The sequence below is a fragment of the Acinetobacter sp. ANC_7503 genome (genome assembly GCF_056780035.1).
Genome location: NZ_JBWYJA010000003.1, coordinates 162358 through 181060 on the forward strand (window position 1 = coordinate 162358; position 18703 = coordinate 181060).

General features: G+C 39.8%; 16 protein-coding genes. 12 read left to right on the forward strand and 4 right to left on the reverse strand.

The window, feature by feature from the left end; all coding sequences use genetic code 11:
• Positions 1–11: 11 nt before the first annotated feature.
• The 7 genes from AC1M9M_RS05940 (at position 12) to AC1M9M_RS05970 (ending at position 9809) form a co-directional block, all read left to right on the forward strand.
• Positions 12–722, forward strand: coding sequence for a succinate dehydrogenase iron-sulfur subunit (locus AC1M9M_RS05940; RefSeq protein WP_035268507.1), 711 nt, complete (start codon positions 12–14; stop codon positions 720–722).
• A 738-nt stretch (positions 723–1460) separates the two neighbouring features.
• Positions 1461–4283 carry a 2-oxoglutarate dehydrogenase E1 component gene (locus AC1M9M_RS05945; RefSeq protein ID WP_035268518.1) on the forward strand — a complete coding sequence of 941 codons (2823 nt, stop codon included), beginning with the start codon at positions 1461–1463 and terminating at the stop codon, positions 4281–4283.
• Between the two features lie 17 nt (positions 4284–4300).
• Entirely contained in the window at positions 4301–5521 is a 1221-nt protein-coding gene (gene odhB, locus AC1M9M_RS05950; RefSeq protein WP_035268505.1) for a 2-oxoglutarate dehydrogenase complex dihydrolipoyllysine-residue succinyltransferase, read from the forward strand.
• A 60-nt stretch (positions 5522–5581) separates the two neighbouring features.
• Complete coding sequence (lpdA, locus tag AC1M9M_RS05955; RefSeq protein ID WP_035268502.1) at positions 5582–7015, forward strand: dihydrolipoyl dehydrogenase; 1434 nt, start codon at positions 5582–5584, stop codon at positions 7013–7015.
• A 167-nt stretch (positions 7016–7182) separates the two neighbouring features.
• The gene (gene sucC / locus AC1M9M_RS05960) at positions 7183–8349 is read left to right on the forward strand and encodes an ADP-forming succinate--CoA ligase subunit beta (RefSeq protein ID WP_035268500.1); all 1167 of its coding nucleotides are present in this window, start codon (positions 7183–7185) and stop codon (positions 8347–8349) included.
• Positions 8350–8361: 12 nt separating this feature from the next.
• Positions 8362–9252 carry a succinate--CoA ligase subunit alpha gene (gene sucD, locus AC1M9M_RS05965; RefSeq protein WP_035268498.1) on the forward strand — a complete coding sequence of 297 codons (891 nt, stop codon included), beginning with the start codon at positions 8362–8364 and terminating at the stop codon, positions 9250–9252.
• A 77-nt stretch (positions 9253–9329) separates the two neighbouring features.
• Positions 9330–9809 carry a hypothetical protein gene (locus AC1M9M_RS05970; RefSeq protein WP_051586602.1) on the forward strand — a complete coding sequence of 160 codons (480 nt, stop codon included), beginning with the start codon at positions 9330–9332 and terminating at the stop codon, positions 9807–9809.
• Positions 9810–9813: 4 nt separating this feature from the next.
• Here the strand turns inward: AC1M9M_RS05970 and rsmD are convergent, their stop codons facing one another.
• Together rsmD and mrdA are read right to left on the reverse strand one after the other, a co-directional pair.
• Positions 9814–10365: a 16S rRNA (guanine(966)-N(2))-methyltransferase RsmD gene (gene rsmD, locus AC1M9M_RS05975; protein ID WP_035268497.1), complete on the reverse strand. Its 552-nt coding sequence runs from the start codon at positions 10363–10365 to the stop codon at positions 9814–9816.
• Complete coding sequence (mrdA, locus tag AC1M9M_RS05980; RefSeq protein ID WP_481595854.1) at positions 10366–12429, reverse strand: penicillin-binding protein 2; 2064 nt, start codon at positions 12427–12429, stop codon at positions 10366–10368.
• 236 nt (positions 12430–12665) lie between these two features.
• Between mrdA and AC1M9M_RS05985 the strand changes: the two genes are divergently transcribed.
• From AC1M9M_RS05985 to AC1M9M_RS06000, 4 genes are all read left to right on the forward strand, one after another.
• Positions 12666–13181 carry a hypothetical protein gene (locus AC1M9M_RS05985; protein ID WP_035268492.1) on the forward strand — a complete coding sequence of 172 codons (516 nt, stop codon included), beginning with the start codon at positions 12666–12668 and terminating at the stop codon, positions 13179–13181.
• 64 nt (positions 13182–13245) lie between these two features.
• Positions 13246–14562: a DUF445 domain-containing protein gene (locus AC1M9M_RS05990; protein WP_035268489.1), complete on the forward strand. Its 1317-nt coding sequence runs from the start codon at positions 13246–13248 to the stop codon at positions 14560–14562.
• Between the two features lie 75 nt (positions 14563–14637).
• The gene (gene adk / locus AC1M9M_RS05995) at positions 14638–15297 is read left to right on the forward strand and encodes an adenylate kinase (protein WP_035268488.1); all 660 of its coding nucleotides are present in this window, start codon (positions 14638–14640) and stop codon (positions 15295–15297) included.
• A gap of 75 nt (positions 15298–15372) precedes the next feature.
• Positions 15373–15525 carry a hypothetical protein gene (locus AC1M9M_RS06000; protein ID WP_171076785.1) on the forward strand — a complete coding sequence of 51 codons (153 nt, stop codon included), beginning with the start codon at positions 15373–15375 and terminating at the stop codon, positions 15523–15525.
• Here AC1M9M_RS06000 and nth read toward each other — a convergent pair.
• Both nth and AC1M9M_RS06010 read right to left on the reverse strand, forming a co-directional pair.
• On the reverse strand, positions 15522–16223 hold the full coding sequence (gene nth, locus AC1M9M_RS06005; protein ID WP_481595855.1) for an endonuclease III: 702 nt from the start codon (positions 16221–16223) through the stop codon (positions 15522–15524). The genes AC1M9M_RS06000 and nth overlap by 4 nt on opposite strands.
• Entirely contained in the window at positions 16224–17015 is a 792-nt protein-coding gene (locus AC1M9M_RS06010; RefSeq protein WP_035268482.1) for an RnfABCDGE type electron transport complex subunit B, read from the reverse strand.
• Positions 17016–17351: 336 nt separating this feature from the next.
• Between AC1M9M_RS06010 and gdhA the strand changes: the two genes are divergently transcribed.
• Positions 17352–18695, forward strand: coding sequence for an NADP-specific glutamate dehydrogenase (gdhA, locus tag AC1M9M_RS06015; RefSeq protein ID WP_035268479.1), 1344 nt, complete (start codon positions 17352–17354; stop codon positions 18693–18695).
• Positions 18696–18703 lie beyond the last annotated feature (8 nt).

Consider the following 18703-nt stretch of genomic DNA (forward strand, 5'->3'; position numbering starts at 1 on the left):
GGAGAAGTAAGATGAGTAGAGGTACTCGTACATTTAATATCTACCGCTACGATCCTGATAAGGATAAAGCACCGTACATGCAAACATTCAAGCTTGAGTTGACTGATAAGCACCGTATGTTGCTTGATGCGCTACTTGCATTGAAAGTTCAAGACGAAACTTTAACGTTCCGTCGTTCATGTCGTGAAGGTATTTGTGGTTCAGATGGTGTAAACATCAATGGTAAAAATGGTTTAGCGTGTCTTTGGAACCTAAACGATTTGCCAGAAGTAATTACTATTCGTCCATTACCAGGTCTTCCAGTAATCAAAGACTTGGTTGTGGACATGAATCAGTTCTATGATCAGTACGACAAAATTCAACCGTTCTTGATTAATAATCAACCTGCACCACCTAAAGAGCGTTTACAATCTCCAGAAGAGCGTGAGCATCTTGATGGTTTGTATGAATGTATTCTTTGTGCATGTTGTTCAACGTCTTGCCCATCATTCTGGTGGAACCCTGATAAATTCTTGGGTCCTTCAGCATTGTTGAATGCATATCGTTTCATTATTGATTCGCGTGATACTGCTACTCAAGACCGTTTGGCTCGTTTAGACGATCCTTTCAGTTTATTCCGTTGTAAAGGTATCATGAACTGTGTATCAGTATGCCCTAAAGGTCTAAATCCAACAAAAGCGATTGGTCACATTCGTAGCATGTTGTTAGATCAAGCTGGATAATGCTGTTCCAAAAAAAGCACACTTAGGTGTGCTTTTTTTTTAATCAAAACTTGATGTTAAATTTAGTTTTCGAGATATTTTGGTTGAAGTGGTTAGATTTGCCCCAATCATAAAAAAATATGCACTTTAGGGATAAATGAAAACGTTTTGCATCTGCAAATATCTTTTTAAAATGTTAAGATATCGGTTTTATGATCCAAGTTGCATGTATTTAAATCTATAATTTTAGGCTTTAGTCTAATAATTATGAATTTTAATAGAATTTATCTAAATGCACCTTATATTATCTCAATGGTTTATAGTTGTATTTAGCTAATTTATGAATGGTATGTGTCAATAAAATCAGTTTGAAGTGAAGTTCATGGTAGGATTTGAACAAAATTTTTAGCATGAATATTATTCAATCTGTACATTAAATCAACATTTTGGTGGTTTGGTGTTAAGCTGAAAGCAGGGATAATCAAATTGAAAAGTTGCTTTAGAAAAGACTAATATTTTTATTTTTTTCTAAGTCAATTTGCAAAAATTGCTCGGTAATTTTATCGAGTATAAAGATGAGTGATGATGCCAATGAGGGCGTTATGATTCGTCATTGGTATTAGAAACTCTCTAATGCTATACGCCCCATGGTCTTTTGTACCAGATGGGTGAATGTCAATTTACCGATTTGGCATTATCAATCATGGGCGAGCTTAGAAAGCTCCCTGTAATGTTTTGCAATAGGAAATGGGTCCACAAATGCAAGAAGTTGCTGACGCATTGCGTCTTGACACTGAACTTTCCGCTGACAGTGCAGCGTATATTGAAGAACTTTATGAGCAGTATTTAGTTGCTCCAGAATCAGTCGGTGCTGATTGGCAAGAATACTTTGGTAAGTTCCCAAAAGGGGATCAACCACACAGCAATGTACGTGAGCAATTCCTTTTATTGGGTCGTAACTCAAACCGTATTCAGCCTGTCGTTCAAAGTTCAGTTAGTTCTGAGCACGAGCGTCGTCAGATTGGCGTATTACAATTAATCGCTGCATACCGTAACCGCGGTCATCAAAAAGCAAAATTAGATCCATTAGGTTTGGCAAAACGAGAAGAAGTGCCTGATCTTGATCTAGCGGCTCATGGTTTAACCAAATCTGACTTAGATACTGTATTCAATACAGGTAATCTTGCAATTGGCAAAACTGAAGCAACTTTAGGTGAAATGGTCAATGCGATGGAGGCGACGTATTGCGCTTCTATTGGTGTTGAATATATGCACATTGTTGACACTAAAGAGAAACGTTGGATTCAACAACGTCTTGAAGGTGTGAAAGGTCAATTTGGTTTTTCAGCAGAACAAAAGAAACATGTTCTTGAACGTTTAACTGCAGCTGAAGGCTTAGAGAAATACTTAGGCAATAAGTATGTTGGTGCTAAGCGCTTTGGTGTGGAAGGCGGTGAATCTTTCATTCCGATGGTTGATGCTGTTATTCAACGCGCAGGTTCTGTGGGATGTAAAGAAGTTGTGATCGGTATGCCACACCGTGGTCGTCTCAACTTGCTTGTCAATATCATGGGTAAAAACCCAGCAGATCTTTTCGGTGAATTTGAAGGTAAATCACTTCACAAGAAAGGTTCTGGTGACGTTAAGTATCACCAAGGTTTCTCGTCAAACGTAATGACTCCAGGTGGCGAAGTTCATTTGGCATTGGCATTTAACCCATCACACTTAGAAATCGTAGGGCCTGTAGTTGAAGGTTCAGTACGTGCTCGTCAAGTTCGTCGTAAAGACATTGGTGGTGATGACGTATTACCAGTAATCGTACATGGTGATGCTGCATTTGCTGGTCAAGGTGTGAACCAAGAAACCTTCCAAATGTCACAAACACGTGGTTATACGGTAGGTGGTACAGTTCATATTGTTGTCAATAACCAAGTTGGTTTTACAACATCAGATCCACGTGATGCACGTTCTACTGAATACTGTACTGATATCGCGAAAATGATTCAGGCACCAATCTTCCATGTGAATGGTGATGATCCTGAAGCCGTATTGTTTGTTGCTCAACTTGCACATGATTTCCGTCATACTTTCCGTAAAGACGTTGTTATCGATATGTTCTGTTACCGTCGTCGCGGTCACAATGAAGCAGATGAGCCAGCAGCAACTCAGCCAATGATGTATCAAGTCATTAATAAGAAAACGACGACTCGTGCATTATATGCTGACAAATTAGTACAAGAAGGTGTAATTGATCGTGCGACTGCAGATCAGATGATCGAAGATTACCGTGCTGATTTAGAAGCAGGTAAACATGTTGCGAATGCACTTGTACTTGAACCGAATAAAAAAATGTTCGTTGACTGGACGCCATACTTAGGTCACGAATACACTGACGTTTGGGATACTACTTTCCCTGAAGAGCGTTTAAAAGAACTTGGTCGCAAAATGCGTGAGCTTCCTGAAGGCTTCGTGATGCAGCGTCAAGTTTCTAAGGTGATCGATGATCGTCTTAAAATGCAAACTGGTGAAATGCCATTGAACTGGGGTGCAGCTGAGACTCTAGCTTATGCTTCGTTATTGGACGAGGGTTATCTTGTTCGTTTAACTGGTGAAGATGTTGGTCGTGGTACATTCTCGCATCGTCATGCGAAGCTTCATAACCAAGTAGACGGTTCGACGTATATTCCACTTTGCCATATTAAAGAAAATCAACCGCGTACAGCGATTTATGACTCATTATTGTCTGAAATGGCAGTATTGGCATTCGAATATGGTTATGCAACAACTCTACCTAAGAGCTTAATTATTTGGGAAGCACAATTTGGTGACTTCGCGAACTGTGCTCAAGTTGTTATTGACCAATTCATTGCTTCTGGTGAGACAAAGTGGGAGCGCGTTTGTGGTTTAACGATGCTTCTTCCACATGGTTTTGAAGGTCAAGGCCCAGAACACTCATCTGCACGTTTAGAGCGTTTCTTACAGCTATGTGCTGAAGAAAACATGCAAGTGATGACGCCTACAACTCCTGCACAGATTTTCCATGCTTTACGTCGTCAGGCGATTCGCCCAATTCGTAAACCAATGATTATCATGTCTCCAAAGTCATTATTACGTCACAAATTAGCGGTATCTAATCTTGATGAATTGGCGAACGGAACTTTCCAAACTGTGATTGATGAAGTTGATAACATTAATAAGTTGGATGTGACTCGTGTAGTGCTTTGCGGTGGTAAGGTTTATTACGATTTACTTGAAAAACGTCGTGAAAATGAATTGAACAACACTGCTATTGTTCGTGTTGAACAATTGTACCCATATCCAGAAGCACGTTTAGCGGAAGTACTTGCACAATATCCAAATATGAAAGAGCTTGTTTGGGCGCAAGAAGAACCGAAGAACCAAGGCGCATGGTTATTCATCGCACCACGTTTATACGAAGGTGTTATGAAGTCAGGTCAACAAATTCAAATCAGCTATGCAGGACGTGAAGCATCTGCTGCACCGGCTTGTGGCTCACCATATTTACATGCAAAACAACAAGCACAACTCGTTAACGAAGCGCTTGCGATCGTAGCAGAATAATCAGGAGAATCTTAAGAATGGCAACCGAAATTAAAGCACCGGTATTCCCAGAGTCAGTTGCAGACGGAACAATTGCAACTTGGCACAAACAACCAGGTGAAGCGGTATCACGTGATGAAGTGATCTGTGATATCGAAACGGATAAAGTTGTACTTGAAGTTGTTGCTCCTGCAGATGGTACGATTGCAAATATCATTAAAGGCGAAGGCGACACAGTTCTTTCTGATGAAGTAATTGCTACATTTGAAGCAGGTGCTGTTTCTGGTGCTTCTCAAACTCAAGCTGTTCAATCTGAAGAGAAAGTTGAACAAGCTGCGGCTGCTACAGAAGCGGGTGCTGCTCCGGTTGTTGAACGTGCTCAAGCTCCTGTTCAAGACCAAGCTCCAGCTGTTCGTAAGGCATTAACTGAAACTGGTATCAATGCATCAGAAGTTTCAGGTACAGGTCGTGGTGGCCGTATCACTAAAGAAGATGTGGCGAATCACCAATCTAAACCTGCTGCTCCTGCTGCTGCACCATTAAGCGTAGCTGTAGGTGAGCGTATTGAAAAACGTGTTCCTATGACACGTCTTCGTAAGCGTGTGGCAGAGCGTTTACTTGCTGCAACGCAAGAAACAGCAATGTTAACGACGTTCAACGAAGTCAACATGAAGCCAATCATGGACATGCGCGCTCAGTACAAAGATGCTTTTGAAAAGCGTCATGGTGCTCGTTTAGGCTTTATGTCATTCTTTGTTAAAGCTGCAACTGAAGCACTTAAACGCTACCCAGCTGTAAATGCTTCAATTGATGGTGATGATATCGTTTATCACGGTTACTATGACATCGGTGTAGCGGTATCTTCTGACCGTGGTTTAGTAGTTCCAGTATTACGTGATACTGATCGCATGAACTATGCTGAAGTAGAAAATGGTATTCGTGATTACGCATTCAAAGCACGTGATGGTAAGCTCGGCATTGAAGATATGACAGGTGGTACATTCACGATCACTAATGGTGGTACTTTCGGTTCATTGCTTTCAACACCAATTTTAAATACGCCACAAACTGCAATTTTGGGTATGCATAAAATCCAAGAGCGTCCAATGGCGGTAAATGGTCAAGTTGAAATCTTACCAATGATGTATTTAGCGCTTTCTTATGACCACCGTTTAATTGATGGTAAAGAAGCAGTAGGTTTCCTTGTAACAATCAAAGAATTGTTAGAAGAACCAGCTAAACTTATCCTTGATCTTTAATTCTAAAGAATAAATCCATGGGCTTAGAGCGATCCTCTAGGCCCATTTTTGGAGAGAAGAATGTCTCAACAATTTGATTTAGTAGTAATCGGCGGTGGTCCAGGTGGTTATGAAGCTGCTATTCGTGCAGCACAACTGGGTTTCAAAGTTGCATGTATTGAAAAGCGTATTCATAAAGGAAAACCATCTTTAGGTGGTACTTGCTTGAACGTGGGTTGTATCCCATCTAAAGCACTTTTAGACTCTTCACATCGTTATGAAGATACTGTTCATCATTTAGATGATCATGGTATTACAACGGGCGAAGTGAAATTCGATCTTCAAAAGTTACTTGCTCGTAAAGATAAAATCGTCAACCAACTTACAATGGGTATCGATGGCCTATTGAAAGGTAACGGTATTGAATGGTTGCAGGGTACAGGTAAATTATTAGCTGGTAAAAAAGTTGAGTTTGTTCCACATGAAGGTGAAACTCAAATTTTAGAACCTAAATATGTCATTCTTGCCTCTGGTTCTGTTCCTGTAAATATTCCTGTTGCTCCTGTAGATCAAGATCTTATCGTTGATTCTACCGGTGCGCTTGAATTCCAAGAAGTACCTAAACGTTTAGGTGTAATTGGTGCAGGTGTAATTGGTCTTGAACTAGGATCAGTATGGCGTCGTTTGGGTGCAGAGGTTGTTGTTTTTGAAGCAATGGATGCATTTTTACCAATGGCTGATAAAGCTTTGGCTAAAGATTACCAAAAAGTATTAACGAAGCAAGGTCTTGATATTCGTGTTGGCGCAAAAGTAGCTGGTACAGAAATCAATGGTCGTGAAGTGACAGTTAAGTACACTCAAGGTGGCGAAGACAAAACTCAGACTTTCGACAAATTGATCGTTTGCGTGGGTCGTAAAGCGTATGCAGAAGGTTTATTAGCAGAAGATTCTGGCATTAAACTTACTGAACGTGGTTTGGTTGAAGTAAATGATTGGTGTGCAACTTCTGTTGAAGGTGTATATGCAATTGGTGACTTAGTACGTGGTCCAATGCTTGCACATAAAGCAATGGAAGAAGGCGTAATGGCTGTTGAACGTATTCATGGTCACGCAGCTCAAGTGAACTATGACACGATTATTTCTGTGATCTATACACACCCTGAAGCGGCGTGGGTTGGTTTAACAGAAGAACAAGCGAAAGAAAAAGGTCACGAAGTTAAAACAGGTCAATTTGGTTTCGCAGCGAATGGTCGTGCGATGGCAGCAGGAGAAAACGCTGGTTTCGTGAAATTTGTTGCTGACGCTAAAACGGATCGTTTGCTTGGTATGCACGTGATTGGACCTGCTGCGTCTGATATCGTTCACCAAGGTATGATCGCACTTGAATTTGTATCAAGCGTTGAAGATCTTCAATTAATGACATTTGGTCACCCAACATTCTCTGAAGTAGTTCATGAAGCTGCGTTAGCAGTAGATGGGCGAGCGATTCACGCGATTCAGCGTAAACGTAAATAACACAAAAAAGAGCGGCTGAGGCCGCTCTTTTTGCATTTGGTGGTTGTTTTTGTTTGAATAATCATCTAAAACTAGAATACTAAATTTAATAAATGCCAATATTTATTGCGAAGGAAGTTTAAATATTGGTGTGTCATAAAAAGTGAAAAGTAGTAAAAGGTAAAACAATGAATTTACACGAGTATCAGGCGAAATCGCTGTTAAAAAAATATGGTATGCCAGTTCAGGAAGGCATCATCGCTACAAATGCAGAGGAAGCAGTAAAAGCATTTGAACAGCTAGGCGGCAAATTCGCTGTTATGAAAGCACAAGTACATGCCGGTGGGCGTGGAAAAGCTGGCGGCGTTAAAGTCGTTAAGTCAGCTGATGAAGCAAAAGAATATGCTTCGCAAATTATTGGTACTCGTTTAGTTACATATCAAACGGATGCAAATGGGCAACCAGTTAACAGTGTACTCGTTGCAGAAGATGTCTATCCAGTTGAGCGTGAATTGTATTTAGGCGCAGTTGTTGATCGTTCATCACGTCGTATTACTTTCATGGCTTCTACTGAAGGTGGTGTCGAAATTGAAAAAGTCGCTGAAGAAACTCCAGAAAAAATTATTAAAGTTGAAGTAGATCCATTGGTTGGCTTACTTCCTTTCCAAGCTCGTGAAGTCGCTTTTGCTTTAGAGCTGAAAGATAAACAGATTAATCAATTTGTTAAAATTATGTCTGCAGCTTATCAAGCGTTCGTAGAAAATGATTTCGCATTGTTTGAAATTAATCCATTGTCAGTTCGTGAAAATGGTGAAATTTTGTGTGTTGATGCCAAGGTCGGTATTGATTCGAATGCTTTATATCGTTTGCCAGAAGTTTCTGCTTTAAGAGATAAATCGCAAGAAAATGAGCGTGAGCTCAAGGCATCTGAGTTTGACCTTAACTATGTTGCTTTAGAAGGTAATATTGGTTGTATGGTGAATGGAGCAGGTCTTGCAATGGCAACCATGGACATCATTAAACTCTATGGTGGTCAACCAGCAAACTTCTTGGATGTAGGTGGTGGCGCAACCAAAGAGCGTGTAATTGAAGCATTCAAGATCATTTTAGCGGATCAGTCAGTACAAGGTGTGCTGATCAATATCTTCGGTGGTATTGTGCGTTGTGACATGATTGCTGAAGCAATTATTGCAGCGGTTCAAGAAGTAAATGTAACAGTGCCTGTTGTTGTTCGCTTAGAAGGGAATAATGCAGAACTAGGTGCAAAATTACTTGATGAATCTGGTCTTAAACTAATTTCTGCAAACGGCTTATCTGATGCCGCAGAAAAAATTGTTGCTGCAGTAAAAGCATAAGGAGTATCAATCATGAGCGTATTAATTAATAAAGACACTAAAGTATTGGTACAGGGCTTTACGGGTAAAAATGGTACATTCCACTCAGAACAAGCTTTGGCTTATGGTACTAAGGTTGTGGGTGGTGTGACTCCAGGTAAAGGCGGTCAAACTCATTTAAATCTACCTGTATTCAATACAATGAAAGATGCAGTGAAAGAGACTGGTGCTGATGCATCGGTCATTTACGTTCCTGCACCATTTGTATTGGATTCTATCGTTGAAGCAGTTGACTCTGGCGTTGGACTGATTGTTGTTATCACTGAAGGTGTACCAACCATTGATATGCTGAAAGCGAAACGCTATCTAGAAACCAATGGAAATGGCACTCGCTTAGTGGGTCCAAACTGTCCAGGTGTTATCACGCCGGGTGAATGTAAGATTGGTATTATGCCAGGACATATTCATCAGCCAGGACGAATCGGTATTATTTCGCGTTCTGGTACGTTGACCTATGAAGCTGTTGCACAAACTACGAAGTTAGGATTAGGTCAATCAACGTGTATTGGTATTGGTGGAGATCCAATCCCTGGTATGAATCAGATTGATGCTTTGAAACTGTTCCAAGATGATCCAGACACAGATGCAATTATTATGATTGGTGAGATTGGTGGTACAGCTGAAGAAGAAGCGGCAGAATATATCCAATCAAATGTGACCAAACCTGTTGTTGGTTATATTGCTGGTGTGACTGCACCGAAAGGTAAGCGAATGGGTCATGCTGGTGCTATTATTTCAGGTGGTAAAGGCACGGCAGAAGAAAAATTTGCTGCGTTTGAACGTGCTGGAATGGCATATACACGTAGCCCAGCTGAACTTGGTTCAACGATGCTAGAAGTACTTAAAGAAAAAGGTCTAGCTTAATGCTTTAAGTAAAAAAGCCTCCTGAGTGGAGGCTTTTTTTCATGCATAATAATAAGATATAGAAACGTAAAATTAATATGATTCAAAATTTAAAACTTTATTTACAAGCTTTGATGTTTTTTTCAATTTCTGCTGTTCACGCGAATTCCTTGGATCATGATGAAAATACGAATGATCAAAATCTCATTTTTAATTTTTTTGAAGCTCAGCAAGAACTTCACTATGAGCCTGCCATAGAGGATTTAAATAGTGAACAGACCAAGATTGCAGAATTAAATGAGAAAGAATATTCGAGATTTGATGTATTGACGCATTCAATTTTTCAATCCGAACGTATTCAATTTTTTAATTTCACGGCTTTTGATCGGAATGAATTGAAGAATAAACTTGATACAGGTCATTTTGACTTATCAAATCTGGAACAATTAAGCATTACGTTTGGATATGGTGTTGAGTATTTGCTGAAACAGAATCAAACGATAGGCTACGAGTTTTTATCCTCGTTTCCCTACGATCGAGGCAGATTGATTCGGATTTTTTGGAATCAGACATTTTAAATGTCTAATCTATTTTTCGATAAAGGCCTGATTTAACTGTTCCAGCTTTGGTTTCTTTTATGAGGTGCCATGAAGAAGGTAGATTAAGTGATGACAATGGTTGATCGGCTTCGACATAAATAAATGCATCTGCTTTGAGTTTTGGGTCAATCAATGAAGCCAACTCCTCCCAAAGATTTAAACTATAGGGAGGATCTAAAAAAACTACATCGAATTGATTGTTTGAAAGTTGTTTTAGCGCGATTTGGGCAGTGCTTTGAATCAGTTTTGCATTATTCACATTTAAAAGCGCTAAGTTTGATTTTAAAAATTTATTTTGCTCTAAATTAGGTTCGATCATCGTGACATGAGCTGCCCCTCGAGATAGCGCTTCAAAACCTAATGCACCAGATCCAGCGCAAACATCTAGCACCTGCGCTTGTTGAATATCCCACATTAACCAATTAAATAAAGTTTCGCGTACACGATCTGGTGTTGGTCTTAAACCCTCAATAGTGGCAAAAGGTAATACACGGCGTTTCCATTCACCACCAATGATGCGGAGTTGATTTTTCATTTATTGACTCGTGTTACGTTGAGTGTCAGTGTTTGCATTCGTTGCATTCGTTGCATTCGTTGCATTCGTTGCATTCGTTGCACTGTTGCTGTTACGTGATGTTTGGAGTTCACGAGGAAGTGCATTTGGATCGGCTGACAAATTAGTAGATCCGCTAGGTAATTCACCAGGCTTAATGCCTGCTGTCATTAAGCCGCCGCTGACAACATGATTCATCGGCTTTATTGGCTTACGATCACGATGGAGTAACCAATAATCTAATACAGGACGTGCGAGCGCGGTTGCTCCTGAACCTCCACGACCATTTTCCCATATCACTGCAATCGCTATTTCTGGGTTGTCGGCAGGGGCGAAGCCTACAAATAAGCCGTGATCGAGTTGACGTTCAGTTAATAAAGCTTCGTTATACTTTTTACCTTGCGCAATACTCTTGACCTGAGCGGTACCTGTTTTACCCGCAATTTGATATTGCAGTCCACCACGAATCCCTTTACCTGTTCCAGATTGGATCACATCCACCATGGCATCACGCATCTTAATCCAATCTTCATCAGTACCATTGAAGGCAATTTTATAATCTGGTGCATTGTGGACTTTGAATTGCTTTGTTCCTTTGGTTTCACGCAATACATGCGGTGTAACATGGGCGCCATGATTTGCGGTAATTGCAGTTGCCATCGCGAGTTGTAAAGGGGTAGAAGTGAATGCACCTTGCCCAATACTGACTGAGATTGTTTCACCTTTGAGCCATTTAGAATTGCGAGTACGCATTTTCCATTCTGGCGAAGGATACAAGCCTGTGCTTTCGCTAGGAAGGTCTACACCCGTTTTCTCACCAAATCCAAACTGACGCATCCATGTGTTCATACGATCAATCCCCATCTGGTAAGAAAGAACGTAATAGTAAGTATCACATGAGACAACAATGGACTTGTGCATATTGACTACACCATGACCCGTTTTTTTCCAGTCACGGAATTTGTGGGAGTCTCCTGGTAAGTGGAAATAACCTGGATCTGAAATAGCAGTTGACCAATCGACAATACCGTAGTGAATACCCCCTAATGCAGCCATAGGCTTAATGGTAGAACCTGGTGGATAAGTCCCTTGAACTGCGCGGTTATACAACGGCTGATCTAAATTGTCACGCAGCGCACTATAATCTGTATGACTGATACCAGTCACGAATAAATTTGGATTGAAACTTGGACTCGAAACGAGTGCCAAAATTTCACCTGTACGTGGATCCATTGCAACAATTGCACCACGACGCCCCGCAAGTTGCTCAGCAGCTACTGTTTGGAGACCATAATCAAGTGATAAATAGAGGTCATTACCGCGTACAGAATCTTTACGCCCTAATTTCCGTAAAACATTACCGAAAGCATCTGTCTCAATAGATTCAAAGCCAGGTGAGCCATGCAACAGGTCTTCGTAAAATTTTTCTACACCAATTTTACCGATCAGGTTGGTACCTGCGTAAGCATCTTTATCAATGCTTTTGAGTTCTTTATCGTTAATACGACCGACATACCCAATAACATGGGCAAATAATTCACCATGCGGGTAATAACGCGTCATTTGGGTTTCAATAGAAACACCAGGAAATTTAAACTTTACTTCACTAAATTTAGCGATATCTGTTTCAGTTAAGTTTAGTTTAAGCGTGACACGTTCAGTCTTTTTTGCGGTTTTCACACGACTCATGAAGCGTTCGATGTCTTCTTCGCTCAAGTCAATAATCTTTCTAAGGCGTTCTACTGTATCTTCAATATCAGGTACATCCGCTTTACTTAATGTAGCCGTAAAAACTGGATAATTGTCAGCCAGTAGAATGCCGTTACGATCAAAAATATAACCGCGGGCAGGGGAAATCGGTTGTAAACGAATTCGGTTTTTGTCCGATGCATCTTTAAACTGGTCGTAATGCACAATTTGCAAATAAGCATATCGAGACAATAGAACAATTAAAAAAAAGATTACCACGCAAATAGCAAACACCACTCGACTGCGAAAAATTCGCTTTTCTTGTTGTACATTTTTCAGTGGGAACTGCTGCTTCATAGATCTTTACTTTTTTGCGGGTAAAAGCTGACTTTATATCAAAGTATTTTAACTCAGATTGACTATAAAATTTGAAAAATTAATAAATAGTTCGTATGTTATAAAAATTAAAATTTGACCAAATAGACACTAATTTTAAAGCTTGTTGTATATAAGAACGAAAATTATTCTGTTAAAGTCGAATCACTATGGATGAATAATAATATTGTTCTCAGTTTGAGAAAATGGAGAAAATAATGAGAAAAATCGTTTCCTTTGCTGTCATGATGTGGGTAGGGAATTTAGCATACGCAGATTTTTCATCGTTTTATCCTGAAGCAAAATTGAAACCAGAACAATTTTCTAAAATAAATGTGGGTGCTGGTGTTACACAACGGTTAGCGCATGGGAATTTAGAATACGTCACTCCATACGGTATTGGATACGGAAAGCTTGGCGCTTTCTTAAATGACGACCACGATGTGGGTGCTCAAGTCGGTTTTCGTTACCCAATAATTCTCGGAACTAAGGACTTAAATGGATTTTATTTAGGTGCATTTGCTGGTCATCTAAAATCAAAAACAGTCAATGGTGAAAAGGAATCTCAACTCGGTGGTGGTATAGATTTATCTTATGTCATGCTGAATAAAGAAAGAATTAGTACATTTAGTGTAGGGATAAAAGCAGGAGAGGAAATCACGCAAGGAAACCAAGTGATTTTTGAAACTAAACCAGAACTACAGTTTGCTTACACCTTAAGTGTAGGATTTTAGAAAGCTTTATGGTTTTATACCTCAAGTTCGACTGCAATTAGATATATGAATATGAGAGTCATGAATGTTTGGATATGTGAGTGATTTGTGGCAAGCCTTCGTCAATCGACCTGATTTTTATGCAGTACTGAGTATTATCCCAGTAACCGCATTTGTGACTTGGGCTCACGTCTGGATGGCACTCAAGATGGTGTTTTATCCAATTAAGTTTTGGGGTTTTCACTTAGGTCCGCTTCCGGTGGGATGGCAAGGAATTGTTCCACGTAAGGCAGGACGTATATCGGGTATTATTACCGACAATACACTATCAAAACTTGGCTCCTTACGAGAGTTCTTAGATGCGATGGATCCCGAGGATACTGCTCGTATCATTGGTGAACAGGTTGGCTTTGAGTTAGAGCACTTAATTGATGAAGTGATGATGGATCGCAATGCGGTTCTATGGGAAAACTTACCTTACTCAATCAAGAGACGTATTTATGCGCAAGCACATAAGCAACTTCCAAATGTTTTGAAAGAGCTCGTAACCGAATTAACTTTAAATGTTGAGTCGCTCGTGGATATGCGTGCGATGGTAGTGAGTCAAATGGAAGGCGACCGTCAATTGATGGTCAATATGTTCCTAAAAGTGGGTCAAAAAGAAATTAACTTCATTTGGCATATCAGTGCATTAATCGGTATGTTCTTCGGTATCTTCCAAATGATCGTTTGGTTTGTGGTGCCTTGGCATTGGACTGTACCATTCTGGGCAGCAATTTGGGGCTTTTTAACAAATTGGATTGCAATTTGGATGGTATTTAATCCAGTTGAACCACACTATATACGTTATCCACAATTCTTTGAATTAACGAAAGATCGTAAATTCCCTTGGATAAAACCTGTCATTCCACGCATTGGTTCTTATAATATTCAAGGTGCGTTTATGAAGCGCCAAGAAGAAGTATCTGATGTATTTGCACGTGTAGTGACTGAAGATTTGATTACATTGAAATCTATTATGATGGAAATGATGTATGGTGGAAAAAAAGACAAAACACGCCGTATTGTTAAACGTCATATCAATGAAATCATGGAAACACCATTGGTTCGTACATCATTACAGCTATCTTTAGGTCCAAAAGAGTATGCAAAACTCAAGACAGACTTGATCGATCGCTCAATTGAAATTACGATGGTGCCTGTATGCGACCCAGCTTTTAATGCGAGCCGCGCACAGAAAATCTATCAAATGTTTAAAGAACGTATCCGTGAATTAACGCCGCGCGAGTTTCAAAATCTATTACGTCCTGCATTCCAGGAAGACGAATGGATCTTAATTGTGCTAGGTGGGGTAACAGGTTTCTTCGCGGGTCTGATTCATTTATTTGTGGCTTTCTTATAAATAGATGCTGGATTGGTGCCTACCAAAGACATTAACCAAGTATCGTCGATATAGTTAAAATGAGGATGTTTATTTATGCGCATTATATTACTCGGACCACCTGGAGCAGGTAAAGGTACTCAAGCTCAGTTGATCTGCAAGCGCTACAATGTCCCACAAATTTCAACCGGTGATATGCTCCGTGCTGCAATTCGTGAAGGAACTGAACTCGGTCTACAGGCAAAATCTGTAATGGACAATGGTGGTCTAGTTTCTGACGAACTGATTATTGGTCTGGTTAAAGAGCGTATTGCACAACCAGATTGTGCAAATGGTTGTATCTTTGATGGTTTCCCTCGTACGATTCCTCAAGCTGAAGCTTTGGAAAAAGAAGGCATTGATATTGATCACGTGATCGAAATTGATGTGCCTGATGAAGAAATCGTTAAACGCTTATCGGGTCGTCGCCAACATCCAGCATCAGGTCGTGTTTATCATATCGTCTACAACCCACCAAAAGTGGAAGGCAAAGATGATGAGACTGGTGAAGATTTAGTTCAGCGTCCAGATGACCAAGAAGAAACAATTCGTAAGCGCTTAGGTTCGTATCATACTGAAACTGAACAGTTGGTTGGCTTTTACCAAGGGCGTGCAGCTTCAGGTGAAAATGCGCCAACGTATGATAAGTTGAATGGACTTCGTCCTATTGAAGAAGTTCAAAAAGAACTTTTTGCAATTTTAGATCAAACTAAATAACCATTATTCAGCTTTGACAAAAAAGAAGCCCTAAGTCATATTAGGGCTTCTTTTTTATGATGTGAAGGTAAACAAGTGCAAAATATTGCCATTATTTTATTGATGCTTGCATGCTTGGCAGTATTGTCTTTTTTGGTATTTATAAGTTTTAAATTACTTCGCGATAGTCAAAAACAGATGAAATTAGATAAAGAGAAAAAAGATCAAAAAAAATCTCTTGATCGTTAAACCTGTTTTAAATCGATCTGTCTTGTCGCTCCATATTCGAAACGTTCAGGCCAGTTGCACACATCACTCACAGCACACTCATTGCACTTTGGCTTCCGCGCAATACAGCAATAACGTCCATGTAAAATTAACCAATGATGAGCGTCTACAATAAACTCTTTTGGAATCACTTTAACTAGACGGTGTTCAACTTCGAGTACATTTTTTCCTACCGCAAGTCCAGTACGATTACCTAATCGAAAGATGTGGGTATCAACGGCCATGGTTGGTTGACCAAAAGCGGTATTTAATACCACATTTGCAGTTTTTCGACCTACGCCCGGAAGTGCTTCTAAATCAGCACGGTTGTGAGGAACAATACTGTTGTGTTGTTTAATCAATATTTCACAAGCTTTGATGACATTTTCAGCTTTAGAGTTATAGAGACCTATTGTTTTAATATAAGATTTTAATCCTTCTACACCTAAGGCATAGATTGCTTCAGGTGTGTTTGCTACAGGGAAAAGCTTATCTGTGGCCTTATTTACGCTTACATCAGTGGCTTGTGCTGATAAGGTCACAGCAACTAACAACTCAAAGGGTGAAGAATAATTCAGCTCTGTTTTAGGGTTTGGGCGTTGAGCTCTTAATCTTTCAAAAAAAATTTGAATTTGCTTTTTTGTCATGTTTTTTACAGTTTTAGGTGTTTTAACGTTCATTTAAACACCCTCAATTGAATTGAGTTTTTCATATAATGTATTGAGTTGCTCTTGCTTATCGACACTCTCACGTACAGCAAGTTGTTTTTCAAGCTTTTTAATTTGTGTACGTAATTTGGCAAGTTCGATTGTAGATTTTGCATCTAATGTCTTATGAAGCGCTGTTTTTTTTATCGTTTGAATAGTAGGTACTGATTGTAATTGTTTTGAAAACTGAGCAAAAAGCGCAGTATCAATTTCAGCTTTAACGACAGGACCTTTGCGATGAAGACTGCGATTTTCCTCACGTTGAATATGAGCATAATAACGATTTCTAAGATCATTTTGTTCTAGGAAGCGGGCTTGCTGATTTGGTATGGGCTGTAAATCTTCAACAAGATCGATACAGTCAACTGGACAAGGTGGTATACATAATTCGCATCCAGTACAAAGATCAGTTAACACAGTATGCATTAACTTTCCTGATCCAATGATGGCATCTACAGGGCAAGCACTGATGCATTTAGTGCAACCAATACACTCGTCTTCACGTATGATCGCTTTCATACGCTGTGGGCGACCATCAGATTGAATTGGCCAAACGCTTTCTTCAGCTTTAAGCTTAGGGCGATTCAGTAAGTGAGCAATTGCGTCAGCAACAGGTTGACCGCCAGGGACACATTTATTCGCGTCTTCTCCTTCTACAATAGCTTTAGCATAAGGTAAACAACCATCACGGTGGCCACATAGACCACATTGGGTTTGAGGTAGGAAAGCATCAACTTGTTGTATCAATGAGATTTGTGCGTGCATGTACGTTAAAACTTAATCAAGCGAAAAGGAGATCATAGGTGCGAAATATGAATGATTTTAACATGATTAGTGTTAGTTTGGGGTGCGCTGTTATGGGTCATTTATCGCGCAATAAAAGCGCCGAATAAGCATTAATCCATAATTAAAAGTAATGAATTTGATAATTTAAAATTATTAAATACTATAATTAAGTAATTGAAATTAAAAAAATATTAAAAAAAATTATGAAAACTATTGTACAGTGCCTGTAAAAGATATTTAATACTTTGCGCCAAAACTTATCAATATATTGAAATTTTGACCAATTTTGATCCATTTTCTGCTGAGGATTAAGCGTTGAAATACAACAGCCTTAACGACTTCCTAGACTACGTTAAAACACGTGATGCACATCAACCAGAATTTCTTCAAGCTGTTGAAGAGGTGATGACAAGCTTATGGCCTTTTATTGAAAAGAACCCTAAGTATGCAGCTCATGGTTTATTAGAACGTTTAGTTGAACCTGAACGTGCGATTCAATTCCGCGTTTCTTGGGTTGATGATCAAGGTCAAACACACGTTAACCGTGCGTTCCGTGTTCAGTACAACTCAGCAATTGGTCCATTCAAAGGTGGTATGCGTTTCCACCCTTCAGTGAACCTTTCAATCCTAAAATTCTTAGGTTTTGAACAGACTTTCAAAAATGCGTTAACTACACTACCAATGGGTGGTGGTAAAGGTGGTTCTGATTTTGACCCTAAAGGTAAATCAGAAGGCGAAATCATGCGTTTCTGCCAAGCACTCATGATTGAGTTATACCGTCACTTAGGTTCTGACACAGATATTCCTGCGGGTGATATTGGTGTTGGTGGCCGCGAAGTTGGTTACATGGCGGGTATGATGAAGAAGCTCAGCAATGACACTTCATGCGTATTTACAGGTAAGGGTTTAACTTTTGGTGGTTCACTAGCGCGCCCTGAAGCAACTGGTTACGGTACAGTGTATTTCGCTGAGGAAATGCTTAAGACTCGTAACGACAGTTTCAAAGACAAGGTAGTTACGATCTCTGGTTCGGGTAACGTTGCACAGTTTGCTGCTGACAAAGCAATGTATTTGGGCGCAAAAGTTGTTTCACTTTCAGATTCAGCTGGTACTGTATACATTAAAGACGGTTTAACTCCAGAGCTTTTAGCTGAAGTAATGGAGCTTAAAAACGTTCAACGTGGTCGTATCTCTGAGTTTGCAGCGAAGCATGGTTTTGAATATCTTGAAGGGCAACGTCCTTGGGGTATTAAGTGTGATATCGCACTTCCATGTGCAACACAAAATGAATTAGATGCTGATGATGCGGATAAATTGCTTGCAAATGGTGTGATCTGCGTAGCTGAAGGTGCAAATATGCCTTCTACACTTGCTGCAGTTGAAAAATTCGTTGATGCAAAAATTCTATATGCTCCAGGTAAGGCATCTAATGCAGGTGGTGTTGCAACTTCTGGTCTTGAAATGTCTCAAAATGCGCTTCGTTTAGGTTGGTCTTTCGAAGAAGTAGATGAGCGTTTACATGCAATCATGAAAGAAATTCACCGTAACTGCGTAAAATTCGGTACTCAAGAAGATGGTACTGTGAATTATGTAGATGGTGCGAACATTGCTGGTTTCGTAAAAGTTGCTGATGCGATGTTAGCTCAGGGTGTATTCTAAGAATATAT